Below are 12,769 nucleotides of genomic sequence, written 5' to 3' on the forward strand. Positions count from 1 at the left end.
ATGCGTCACGTGGGTATCGGAGGGCGGCACGACACCCACCGGCGCGGCCATTCCCTGACCCTCTCGCCACCTTGAGCATGGGTCGCGTCTGGGATGGCAAAGCCGTTCGAGCGTGGATCGCCAAGAACCGGCCCGGCCCAGCTGACGGGGATTAATCACCGACGCCCTCGGAACAGTCCAGCCACCGCCTTGACGACGCTGGGCCCATCCTTCGGGTCGGTGTCCCGGACCGCCAACGCCCTGATGATCTTCCGGTGACATTCATGACAGGCCGCCCCTCGCCGTCCAGCAGTACGTGGCACGGCAGCGGGTCGGCGTGGCCGAGCAGACCGACGACGGCCTGGGCGATCGCGGCAGCGACCACCTCGTCCTGGCCCGCGACCGTCGTCTCCGGCCCGGTACCGGCGGGCCGGCCCGCCGGTGTGGTCCAGCCCGCCGCAGCCGGGGCACCGCTTTCCGGCCAGGCCGCGTAGGCCTCGGCGACCCCCCGGTCGGCGGGCAGCTCGGGGTGCAGGAGGATGCGGTCGACCTCCACCGTGACGGCGCACACCTCGACTCCCAGGGGCGTCAGCTCATCGGCGTAGCCGGCCACGATCCGATCGCTCAGCGCACTGAACCCGGAGACCAGCCCGACGTCCGGGCGGCCCGCGGTGGCCGGGCGCAGGTTGACCCAGAGGATCCGGCCGGACCCCTGATCCCGCAGGTGCGGAAGGACGGCACGGTTGACTCGCTGGCCGCTCAGGACGGCCCGGTCGAACATCTGGGTGAGCTGGTAGGCGGTGAAGGACTCGACGGGACCTGTGACAGCGCACTCGGTCACGTGCACCACCGTGTCGATGTGCCCGGCCTGCCGTACCACCGTGGCCACCCCGCCCTCGACCGCGCGCTGATCTCCCAGCGGCAGGTCGACGCCGGTAAGGGACTTTGCATGCTCCCGCGCATACGCGGCGTGCTCGGTCAGGGCCGCCCGGTACCCCTCGCGCTGCGGGTCGACCCCGGCGAACACGCGGTGGCCACCGTCGGCCAGCGTTCGCGCCAGCGTCGCCCCCAGCACACCGCCGGCGTCGGTCACCAGAACAACCTTGGACATGGGTACCCCACCACCACTCACACCGATGACAGTCGAACCGCGAGTATCTGCGGGATCGGCGCGGGCGGCATCAGTCAGATGACTGTCTCCCTGGTGGTGGTGCCCGCCCGGGCGGGTGCGAGCTGCTCCTCGCGTTCGCGTCCCGCCGGGTCGTCGGGTGAGACGCCGCCGTCGGCAGCGGGCAGCCGGGGGTGTGGCGACGACGGCGCTGCTCAATCACGGTCGCAACGGCAGTCATTCGCCCGATGATCCGGCTCACCCGACGGTCACACACTGTCCGCGTCGGTGCCACCGGTCACCCGGCCGTGGCCCGCGTCCGCACCGACGACCAAACGGTTCGCCGTGAACGTCCGCTACCACAAGGAGTGACCCATGCAGGGCTACACCGTTCCCCTGTCGCCGCGCGGCGTCGCCAACCTCGCGCCAACCCCGCCGTGGCACTACGCGGGCACCGTGGTTGCCGTCGAGTTCTTCGCCGACCCGGCCGCCGCCGCGGCGACGCTGCCCGAGGGGCTCGTCCTCGACCCGGACACGCCGGGTCACGGTGTGGCCCTGTTCATCGACTGGCAGTACTCCTCGACCGGTAAGGAGTACCTGGACCCGGCCCGCGCCCAGTATCACGAGTTCTTCGTCACGCTGGACGCCCGGTGGAACGACACCCCGGTGGCGTGGTGCCCGTACATCTACGTCGACAACGACGCCGCGATGGCCCGCGGCTGGGTCCAGGGTTTCCCGAAGAAGCTCGGCAGCGTCCACCAGACGCGCGCCTACCCCATCGGCGAGCCCGCCACCCCGGCCGTCGCGGCCGGTGGGCAGTTCGGCGCCACCGCCTCAGCCTCCGGCCGGCGGATCGCGGAGGCTCGGGTGACGCTGCAGCAGCCGGTGGCCGACCCGAGGGCCCTCGCGTTGCGACCGGTGGTCAACCTCCGCCACTTCCCCCGCCTCGCCAAGGAGCGGCAGGACCAGCCGGCCGTGCACGAACTGGTGCTGGCCGTCCTCGACGACCTCGCCGTCGCCGAGGCCTGGGCCGGCACCGGCGAGTTGTCCTTCCCCGACGCGCCCGGTGAGGAGCTCGCCGACCTCAACATCCAGCGCACGGGTGCCGGCTACCGCTTCCACCTCGCCTACACGGTGACCGACCTGAAGACCCTCATCGACTACACCGCCTGACCCGAACGGCAGGCCCGCCGGACGGCGGACGAGGGCCCCGCGCCCGACCACCGGGCACGGATCCCTCGTCTGCCGGACGTCGCGCGAACCCCTGTGCCGGCCCGGCACCACTTCCGCATTTGCCTCCCTGGCGCTGAGCGACGAAGGACGACATGGCTACCACGACAACATCCACCGACACCACCGACGGCCCGGCATCGACCACACCCCGGTCACGATTCGGCGCCGAGCTACGCGACGCGGTCAGCGCGCGCACCATCCTGCTCGTCGTCGCCGTTCTCGCGGTGCAGATGGGGTTCGTCCTCTCCTACATCGGCGCGTTCCACGCGCCGAAACCGCACCACATTCCCATCGCGGTGGTGGCACCCGCCTCGGTGTCCGACGCTGCCGTCGCGCAGCTCAACCGCCTGCCCGATGAGCCGCTCCTCGCGCGCGGCATCCCCGGCGAGCAGCAGGCACGCGCCCTCATCCTCGACCGGAGCGTCGAGGCGGCCATCGTCGTGGACGCTGGCGGCACCACCGACACCCTGCTGGTCGCGTCCGCCGGTGGCGTCGCGGTCTCCACCACCGTGCAGCAGATCGCGCAGGCGGTGCAGGCCCAGCAGCATCGGCAGCTGCAGGTGGTGGACATCCGGCCGCCCGATGCCGGCGACGGCCGGGGGATGTCCTCGTTCTACCTGGCCCTCGGTTGGATCGTCGGGGGCTATCTCGCCGCGGCCATCCTCGGCATGGCCGCCGGAGCGCGCCCGGCGAACGTCCACCGCACCGTCATCCGGCTCGGCGTCCTCGCGCTCTACGCGCTCGGGTCCGGACTCGGAGGAGCCGTCATCGTCGGCCCGGTCATGAACGCCCTGCCGGGGCACTTCGGTGCGTTGTGGCTGTTCGGCTCACTTGTCGTCTTCGCGGCCGCGGCCACCACCGTCGCACTGCAGAACCTGATGGGCATCATCGGCGTCGGCGTCGCCGTCACCCTCTTCGTCGTCCTGGGCAATCCGAGCGCCGGCGGGGCCTACCCGTACAGCCTGCTGCCACCGTTCTGGAGCGGCATCGGTCCGTGGCTGCCGCCGGGCGCCGCGACGACCGCGGTCCGCAACACCGTCTACTTCGCCGGTCACGCCGTCGCCCACTCGGTCTGGGTGCTCGCCGGATATGCGGTGGTGGGCTCCGTCGCCGCGCTCGTGGCCAGCCGCGGGAAGGCACAGGTCAGCTCGGCGGCGTCGCCGAGCCAGGCGTAGCCGTACCGATCACGATTCCGCACCCGGTCGGCGGGCCTACCCCGCGACGAGTGCTACCGATATCAGGGGGAGAAACCATGGCCAGGACAGTGGCCGACGCCATCATCGCCACGTTGTCAGCATCCGGTGTGCAGCGCGTGTACGGTCTGCCCGGTGATTCGCTGAACGGGTTCACTGACGCCCTACGTCGCAGCGACGTGCAGTGGGCGCACGTGCGTCACGAGGAAGCCGCCGCCTTCGCCGCTGCCGGCGAGGCCGCGGTCACCGGGGAGCTGGCAGTAACGGCCGGCAGTTGCGGGCCGGGAAACCTGCACCTGATCAACGGGCTGTTCGACGCGCAGCGCAGCCGGGTGCCGGTGCTGGCGATCGCGGCGCACATCCCGCGCGAGGAGATCGGCAGCGAGTACTTCCAGGAGACGCATCCGCAGGAACTCTTCCGCGAGTGCAGTGTCTACTGCGAGATGGCGAGCACCGCCGAGCAGGTGCCGCGGCTGTTGCGCATCGCCATGCGCAATGCCCTGGAGCGTCGCGGGGTCGCCGTCGTGGTGATCCCGGGCGAGCTGTTCCTCGCCGATGCCGCGCCCGCGCCGCGGCCCCGCCCGGTGACCGGCACCTCATCGCACGTGGTCCCGGACGATGCCGCCCTCGCCCGCGCCGCCGACGTGCTCAACACCGCGCGGCGGGTGGCCATCCTGGCCGGCGCGGGGTGCCACGACGCGCACGACGAAACGGTCGAGGTCGCGCGGCTGTTGCAGGCCCCGATCGTGCACGCGTTACGTGGCAAGGAGTACCTGGAGTACGACAACCCGTACACCGTCGGGCTCACCGGGCTGATCGGCTACAGCTCCGGTTACCGGGCCATGGAGCACTGCGACGCGCTGCTCATGCTCGGCACTGACTTCCCCTACCGGCAGTTCTACCCGAAACCGCAGGTCCCGGTGGTGCAGGTGGATGTGCGGGGTGAGCACATCGGGCGACGCACGGAGGTCGACGTGCCGCTGGTAGGCACGGTCAAGGACACCGCCCGGGCGCTGCTGCCCCTGCTGCGACCCAAGGTCGACAGCGACTTCCTGGACACCATGACCGGCCACTACCGGCGCGTACGCGCGAATCTGGACCGGCTGGCCGCACCGACACCGCCGGACCGGCCCATGCACCCGCAGTACGTCGCCGCGCGGGTCGACGAGATCGCCGACGTCGACACGGTGTTCACCGCCGACGTCGGCACGCCGACGGTGTGGGCGGCCCGCTACCTGAGCATGAACGGTCGTCGGCGGCTCATCGGCTCGTTCAGCCACGGCAGCATGGCGAACGCCCTCCCCCAGGCCATCGGCGTCCAGGCCGCGCAGCCGGGCCGGCAGGTCGTCGCCCTGTGCGGCGACGGCGGCCTCACCATGCTCCTCGGCGAACTCGTGACGCTGCGTCAGCTGAACCTGCCGGTGAAGGTCGTCGTGTTCAACAACAGCGCGCTCTCGTTCGTGGAGCTGGAGATGAAGGCCTCCGGCATCGTGAACTACGGCACGGAGCTCGACCACGTCGACCTGGCGGCGGTGGCCCGGGGCGCCGGGCTGTTCGGGGCGCGGGTGGACCGCGCGGACCAGCTGGACGAGACCCTGCGCGCCGCGTTCGCGCACGACGGGCCAGCCGTCGTGGACGCCCGCACCGCCCGGCAGGAGCTCTCCATTCCACCGAAGATCACGTACGAGCAGCTCAAGGGCTTCACGCTGTTCGCGACGCGCACGGTGCTGTCCGGCCGGGGTGACGAGATCGTCGAGCTGGTCAAGACCAACCTGCACGAGCTTCCGCTCATCTGACGCGCGGGGCTGCCTCGTCGAGGTCGGCCGGGCGATGCCCGGTCGGCCTCGTCGCACATTGCGGTGAACCGTACCCATTCGTAACCCGTCGTGGTACCCGGACAACACGCAACACTGAAAGGACGACCCGCCGATGCGCTCCGGCCGATCACCCAGCTCCACCCCCGACGGCAGCCCACCTCCCTCGACGGGCGACCGGCCCCGGCGGCGGTGGACGCTCTCGCGCCCGCTTGTCGCGCTGGGCCTCGCGCTGCTCCTCCCCGCCGGCGCGCTGTGCGTGAGCACGGCGACCGCCGCCGCCGCACCGGTCAGTGTCACCGGCGGCACCAGCCTGCCCGGTCGGAGCGCCACCGCGACCGGTCCGGTCGGCGTGACGTTCGGACTGAGTGACGGCACCCGCAACGGTGGCCCGTACAACGGGTACGGCAACACCATCTTCAACCTGCCGATGTATCTCGGCGGCGCGGACCGCACCAAGTTCTGGGACAACTACGTCGAGGAGCTGGTCTCCGCGGGCGTCGACTTCGTCGCCCCCGTCCTGCGGGGCTACACCCCGGGCACCGCGGTGCCGAACGGCGGCGGCGACCCCCGGCTGCTGGCCGAATTGGTGCAGGCGATCAACCGGCGGGGCGTCGCGGACCAGCTCAAGATCGCCGCGTTCGACGACACCCCGGCGTCGATGACGGACCGGAAGAACCTGGCCGTGCACAACCGCGGCGGCTACGACCCGCCCTTCGACCTGGCCGACACCACCGGCACCGGCGAGGGCGGCTACCAGTACATCTGGGACAACAACCTGCGCGCCTTCTTCACCGCCGTACCGGACAACCTGCGCTTCAAGATCGACGGCCGTCCGGTGGTCTACGAGTGGTCGCTGAGCAACACCTTCTTCGTCAACCAGGGCAACGGCAACGCGGCGAAGATGCTGCAGTACGTCCGTGACCGGGCGAAGGCGGAGTTCGGCGCCGACCCGTTCTTCAACCTCGACCAGACCTGGATGCAGCTCGACCCGACGGTGAGCACGGTGGCGGGCGGTATGAACGCCTGGTTCAACATGCCCAACGGCGGACGCTCGCTGGTGACCTTCAACGGTCGCAGCTACGGGGTGGCGGTGCCCGGGTTCCGCATGGTCCGCGACACCACGAACATGGTCATCGAGCCCAACCACGGCCAGACGTTCGCCAACAACCTCAACGCCACCGTGAACGCGGGCGCGGCGGCCACCCTGGTGGAGGGCTTCACCGACTGGGAGGAGAACGCGGCGGTCTGGCGGATGGCGGCCGGCACGTACGCCGAGCGGCTGGTCGACTACCCCAACCAGATGCTCAACGTCCTGCGCCGCTACTCCCGCAACCCGTTCCCGGCCGACCTGCGGGTGGAGGCGGAGACCGCCGACAGTCACCAGGACAGCACGCCCGGCAACCTGTGGAGCGAGTACCGGGCGGGCGACCTGGACGTCCAGACGTCGCTGGACGCGGGCGGGGGCTGGAACGTCGGCTCCGTCACCGACGGTGAGTGGTTGCAGTGGCAGGAGGTGCCGCTGCAGAACACGGTCACGCTGAAGGCGCGCGTCGCCACCCCCAACCCGGACACCCGGTTCCGGTTCGTCGTCGACGGCATCGCCGGGCCCACCATCACCACCCCGAACACCGGCGACTGGCAGACCTACCAGACCGTCGACGCGGGCACGTTCTCCCTGCCCGCCGGCAAGTACCACACCGTGCGGCTGGAGTTCCTCGGCGGTTCGCTGAACGTCAACTACTGGCAGGCGGTCACGACGACGCCGGCCACGCCCACCGCGACCGCGACGCCGAAGCCGACGGCGACCGCCACGCCGACCGCCACGCCGAAGCCGACGGCGACCGCGACGGCGACGGCGACGGCGACGGCGACGGCGACGCCGACCCCAACGGCTTCGGCGTCCCGTACCGGCCAGATCGTCGGGTACGAGGGCAAATGCATCGACATCGCCGGCGCCAAGACGGCGAACGGCACGGCCGTCCAGCTCTACGACTGCAACGGCACGGCCGCCCAGAAGTGGACCGTGGCCAGCGACGGGACCATCCGGGGCCTCGGCAAGTGCATGGATCTCACCAGCGCCGGCACTGCCAACGGCACTCAGGTCCAGCTCTACGACTGCAACGGCACCACCGCGCAGAAGTGGCAGGCGGGAGCGAACAACCGGCTGGTCAACCCGAAGTCGGGGCGCTGCCTCGACGCGACCGGCCCGAGCTCGGCCAACGGCACCCGGCTGCAGATCTGGGACTGCGCGGGCAGCGCCAACCAGCAGTGGATTCTGCCGAGCGCCTGACGCCCGAGCGCGCCGTGGGCCCCCACTCCGGCACCACGGTGCAACACCAGCCGAACCGGCCGCCGGGAGGAGACCCCTCCCGGCGGCCTCGGCACGATCATCGGAAGGATCTTCGTGAAGTTCACCAAGCCGCTGCGTGTGGCGGCGGCCCTCCTGCTCGCGGGAGCGTTGGTCGCCACCGCCCCGCCCCAAGCGGCCCCGGCCGCGGCGACGGACACCGCGTTCAACGCGGCCACCGGCGCCCTCAACGTCGACTACGCGAGCTACCTCGCCAAGCATGACGTCGTCTACAACCGGCCCAACACCAACCCGCTGCACGGCCTGACCGTCGGCAACGGTCGGACCGGCGCGATGGTCTGGAGCGAGAAGGGCCTGTCGATGCAGGTCTCCGGGGTGGACCTGGCCGAGCAGTCCACCTACGCGGCCGGCACCGTCAACCTGTTCAGCAACCCCGGCTTCGACACCGGCTACACCACCTTCCAGCAGCGGCTGTCGCTGTACGACGGAACGCTGACCACGAAGTACGACAGCAACCGCACCGTCACCGTCATGGGTTCGCCGAACTCCGAGGTGATGGGCATCCACGTCGAGGACACCCGCACCGGGGTCAGCAGCATCGGCCTGGACCTGAGTCTCTGGGACCCGAACACGGTCCAGAACATCGCCGACGTGCCCGACCTCAACACCTGGCGCACGTACTCGACCTTCGCCGACGCCTCCGGGGTCGGGATCAGCCGTGGCCAGGCCGACCCGAACCACTTCGGTTACACCCTCGCCGCGACGGTGGAGGGGGCTGCCTTCACCTCACAGGTCGTGGACGGCCGGCGGGTGCGGCTGAACATCACCCCGACGAACAGCTACACCATCTGGTTCACCGCGGCCAGCCGCGTCAACGCTCCCAGCTTCGACTCGGTGAGCCAGGCGCGTAACCAGCTCGCCACGGTCAAGACCACCGGGTACACGACCACCCTGAGCAGCTACCGCACCTGGTGGCACGACTTCTGGGCGAAGTCCTTCGTGCAGTACTCCAACGCCAGCGGTGACGCCGACTACCTGGAGAACGTCTACTACCTGGCGACGTACATGATCGCCGCGGGCGGCTACGGGAACTACCCGTTCCACTTCATCAACGGTGTGTTCCGGGCGACGCAGGATCAGAGCAAGTGGACCAACGCGTACTGGCACTGGAACCAACGCGCCATCTACAACTCGTTCTTCGCCTCGAACCACGCCGACCTGGTGGCGACCTCCAACCGGCTCTGGAGCCGCAACTACGACGCCTTGAAGGCGTACACGACCACCCGGTACGGCAGCGACGGGCTCTGGGTGCCGGAGACGATGGGCTGGGACGGCAACGCCCGGGGCACCATCAACAGCGACTTCGTCAACGACCTCTACTCGACCGGCCCCGAGGTCGCCTACCAGATGTACCTGCAGTACCGGTACACCAACGACGAGACGTACCTGCGCAACACCGCGTACCCGTTCATGCGGGAGGTGGTGAAGTTCTACGAGGACAAGCTCTCCTACGACGCCGCCAAGGACCAGTACTACATGGCGTCCTCGAACGCCCGCGAGACCTACTGGGACGTCCGCAACGCCATCAGTGACCTCGCCGCGGTCCGGATGCTCTTCCCGCTGACCGTCGCGGCCAGCCAGCAGCTCGGCCTCGACTCGGGGCTGCGCTCGAACTGGCAGACGATTGTCAGCAAGCTCGCCCCGTACCAGGTGCAGAACGGCAGCTACCTGCCGCACGACCCGCCGACCTCGCCGATCCGCAACGGCGAGAACGTCGCGCTCGAGGTGCTCTGGCCCAACGACCAGAGCGGCATCGGCTACTCCGACCAGCAGACGATGATCAACACCTGGAACACGCGGCCGCACCCGTACGACAACATCTGGGCCAACGACCAGGTGCACGCCGCCCGGCTGGGCCTGGGCAACGAGGCGTTCCAGGGCATGAAGTACCTGACGCAGCGGTACCAGAACTACCCGAACGGCCTGACCGCCAACGACAACGGTGTCTTCGAGTACCTCGGCAACCACCTGATGGCGATCAACGAGTCGCTGCTGCAGTCGTACAACGACAAGATCCGGGTCTTCCCGGCCGTGCCGACCGACTCCAGCTTCGTCGGGAAGTTCACCCTGCTGGCGAAGGACGGCTTCCAGGTCAGCTCCGAGCGTGAGTCCGGCGATGTCAAGTACATCGGCATCAAGAGCCTGTACGGAAAGCAGGCCAAGGTCGTCAACCCGTGGAGCGGCCAGCAGCTGCGGGTGCGTCGTACCTCGGACAACGCGATCCTGACCACCAGCTCCGCCGCGGAGATCAGCTTCGCCACCGCGGCGAACACGACGTACGTCGTCGAGCGCACCGCCAAGCCGCTCTCCGGCTACACCGCCACCACCCTGCGTGGCACCGCCAACCAGGTGGAGAAGCACCTCGCGGGCACGGCCTCCACGCTCGGCCTCGACGCGAAGAGCTCCATGGTCAACAACACCCTGCTGACGTACGACAGCAACTGGCTCCTCACGAACAAGCGCGGCGTGGGCGACTACAGCGACGACGTCCACTACACCTCCGTGGTCGGCGCGACCGCGTCGTACACCTTCCAGGGCACGGGCGTCGAGTACATCACCGAGCGCAACGGCGACGAGGGCACCGTCGACGTCTACATCGACGACGTGTTCCAGAAGAACATCAACCTGTACGTCAACACGGGCCGGCAGGTCCAGCAGGTGGTGTTCAGCCGCACCGGAATGACGAACGGCACGCACACCATCCGCATCGTCAACAAGGGTCCGTCGGGCATCGGCATGGTGGATGCACTGCGGATCCTCGTCGGCACGACCAGCACCGCGACGCCGACGGCCTCCCCCACGCCGACGCCGACTCCGACGGCCTCGCCCACGCCGACGCCCACGCCCAGCCAGCAGGGGCCGGTCGTGCTGCGCGCGGTCGTCAACAACAAGTACGTCAGCGCCTCGGACGCCGGTGCGGGCCCACTGGTCGCCGCGGCCGGCGCGATCGGCGTCTGGGAACGGCTCGACCTGATCGACCTGGGTAACGGCAACGTCGCCCTCCGCGCCCGGATCAACAACCAGTACGTGTCCGCCGCCGAGAAGGGCACCAAGCCGTTGATCGCCAACAAGGCGGCCATCGGCACGTGGGAGACGTTCGCGTTGATCCGGAACTCGGACGGCACGGTCAGCCTGCGGGCCGCGGTGAACGGCAAGTACGTCACCGCCCCGAACTACGGCGCTGATCCGCTGATCGCCAACCGCGACGCGATCGACACCTGGGAGAAGTTCACCCTTCTCAACGGCTGATCCGGCAGCTGGACGGCCAGGTGTGGCACGACGAATCCGTGCCACACCTGGCCCTGGGCCGCACAACCACGTCACCTACTGAAGGTGAGCAAAGAAGTCCCGGATGTCCTCGGCGAGGAGGTCCGGCACTTCCATCGCGGCGAAGTGGCCGCCGCGGTCGAACTCCGACCAGTGCCGGATGTCGTACAGCCGCTCGGCCAGCGGGCGCACCGACTGCGTGATGTCGTGGGCGAACACCGCCACGCCGAGCGGCACGCGGCACGGCTGCTGGCTCCCCCGCGGGGCGTCGTGGTGGAACCGGCCCGACGAGGCCGCGGTCGCCGTCAGCCAGTACAGCGAGATATCGGTGAGCATCCGATCGTCGCTGACCGGCGTGGCGGGGTCGGTCCACTGCGCGAACCGCTCGGCGATCCAGACCAGTTGCCCGACCGGGGAGTCGGTCAGCGCGTAGCCGATGGTCTGTGGGGTGAGCGCCTGCAGAGCTTGGTACGGCGGACGGTTCGCCATCAGCTGCCGGACCTTGTCCAGTCGGGCCTCATCCGCTTCGGACACCTCGACGTCGGGGTCGGGCCGGGTCGGCAGGTAATTGACGTGGACCCCGACGACCTGCTCGGGTGCCACCGCCCCGAGCGTCGTGGAGATGCCCGCGCCGAAGTCACCGCCCTGCGCGCCATAGCGCTCGTACCCCAGGCGGCGCATCAGCTCGGCCCAGGCTCGCGCGACCCGGACGGTGTCCCAGCCGCGTTCGTGGGTCGGGCCGGAGAACCCGAAGCCGGGGATGGACGGAATCACCAGGTGGAAGTCGCGCGACAGCGGCTCGATCACGTCGAGGAACTCCAGGAACGAGCCGGGCCAGCCGTGGGTGAGGATCAGTGCGAGTGCGTCCGGTTTCGAGGACCGGACGTGGACGAAGTGGATGTTCTGGCCGTCGATGTCGGTCGTGAAGTGCGGAAGCTCGTTGAGTCTGGCCTCGTGCTCGCGCCAGTCGTAACCGGTGCGCCAGTGCTCAGCCAGCGCCTTGAGCCGCCCCAGCGGGAAGCCGTAGTCCCACCCGGCGTCGGCGACCTCGTTGGGCCAACGGGTGCGGGCGAGTCGGTCGGTCAGGTCGTCGAGGTCGGCCTGCGGGATGTCGATGCGGAACGGCTTGATCATGCTCTTGACTCCAGCGCTGTTCATTCGACGTTCAAATGTTCGGGTCGCTAACGTTTACTGCCCGAACGATATCGCAATCATTGGCGCTCCGAACGATTCGTTAGGCTTGTCACATGGAGAACCCACCCGACCAGACGCCCACCACCTGGGAGAACCTGCCCAGCTGGCTGCTCACCCAGACCGCCAGCCATGCGCACCGCCTGGTGGCCGAGGGCTTCTCGTCGGTCGGCGCCCGCGGCTACCACTACCGGCTGCTGGCGACGCTGAAGGAGTTCGGCCCGGCCAGCCAGGCCACGCTCGGCCGCCGCAGCGGCATCCACCTCAGCGACATGGTGGCGGCGATCAACGAACTGGCCGACCAGAAACTGGTCGAACGCGCCCCCGACCCCGCCGACCGGCGGCGCAACATCGTCACCCTGACCGCCGCCGGCAATCGGCAGCTGCGGCGACTCGAGCAGCGGCTGACCGAAACCCAGGACGAACTGCTCGCCCCGCTGTCACCCGAGGAGCGGCAGCGGCTGACCGAGCTGCTGTCCACGCTGTTGAACCACCACAACCGGCGAACCGGCACCCCCGAGTAGCCGTGGCACCGCGACGATGACGGTCGTCGTAGGCTCGGCGGCGGCCGGCCGCCTCTCGTAGGCTCCGAGGGTGCAGAGCGGTCCGGGCC

General features: G+C 69.6%; 8 protein-coding genes. 6 read left to right on the plus strand and 2 right to left on the minus strand.

The annotated features are described in order from the left end of the window. Nucleotides 1–151 precede the first annotated feature (151 nt). Entirely contained in the window at nt 152–1,090 is a 939-nt protein-coding gene (locus tag EV382_RS13250; protein ID WP_130401923.1) for an SDR family NAD(P)-dependent oxidoreductase, read from the minus strand. 372 nt (nt 1,091–1,462) lie between these two features. Between EV382_RS13250 and EV382_RS13255 the strand changes: the two genes are divergently transcribed. From EV382_RS13255 to EV382_RS13275, 5 genes are all read left to right on the plus strand, one after another. Continuing rightward, the gene (locus tag EV382_RS13255) at nt 1,463–2,260 is read left to right on the plus strand and encodes an acetoacetate decarboxylase family protein (protein WP_130401925.1); all 798 of its coding nucleotides are present in this window, start codon (nt 1,463–1,465) and stop codon (nt 2,258–2,260) included. Between the two features lie 152 nt (nt 2,261–2,412). Then, entirely contained in the window at nt 2,413–3,495 is a 1,083-nt protein-coding gene (locus EV382_RS13260) for a DUF3533 domain-containing protein (protein WP_130401926.1), read from the plus strand. A gap of 77 nt (nt 3,496–3,572) precedes the next feature. Continuing rightward, on the plus strand, nt 3,573–5,309 hold the full coding sequence (gene poxB / locus EV382_RS13265; protein WP_130401928.1) for a ubiquinone-dependent pyruvate dehydrogenase: 1,737 nt from the start codon (nt 3,573–3,575) through the stop codon (nt 5,307–5,309). Nucleotides 5,310–5,442: 133 nt separating this feature from the next. Next, the gene (locus EV382_RS33095) at nt 5,443–7,620 is read left to right on the plus strand and encodes a DUF5010 domain-containing protein (RefSeq protein WP_130401930.1); all 2,178 of its coding nucleotides are present in this window, start codon (nt 5,443–5,445) and stop codon (nt 7,618–7,620) included. Nucleotides 7,621–7,734: 114 nt separating this feature from the next. Further along, the gene (locus EV382_RS13275) at nt 7,735–10,947 is read left to right on the plus strand and encodes a fascin domain-containing protein (protein WP_244236661.1); all 3,213 of its coding nucleotides are present in this window, start codon (nt 7,735–7,737) and stop codon (nt 10,945–10,947) included. 75 nt (nt 10,948–11,022) lie between these two features. On the opposite strand, the gene EV382_RS13280 is transcribed toward EV382_RS13275, so the two are convergent. After that, nucleotides 11,023–12,099 carry an epoxide hydrolase family protein gene (locus EV382_RS13280; protein ID WP_130408771.1) on the minus strand — a complete coding sequence of 359 codons (1,077 nt, stop codon included), beginning with the start codon at nt 12,097–12,099 and terminating at the stop codon, nt 11,023–11,025. 113 nt (nt 12,100–12,212) lie between these two features. On the opposite strand from EV382_RS13280, the gene EV382_RS13285 reads away from it, so the two are divergent. Further along, on the plus strand, nt 12,213–12,680 hold the full coding sequence (locus EV382_RS13285; protein ID WP_130401932.1) for a MarR family winged helix-turn-helix transcriptional regulator: 468 nt from the start codon (nt 12,213–12,215) through the stop codon (nt 12,678–12,680). Nucleotides 12,681–12,769 lie beyond the last annotated feature (89 nt).

Source organism: Micromonospora violae, from assembly GCF_004217135.1.
Classification (GTDB): domain Bacteria; phylum Actinomycetota; class Actinomycetes; order Mycobacteriales; family Micromonosporaceae; genus Micromonospora; species Micromonospora violae.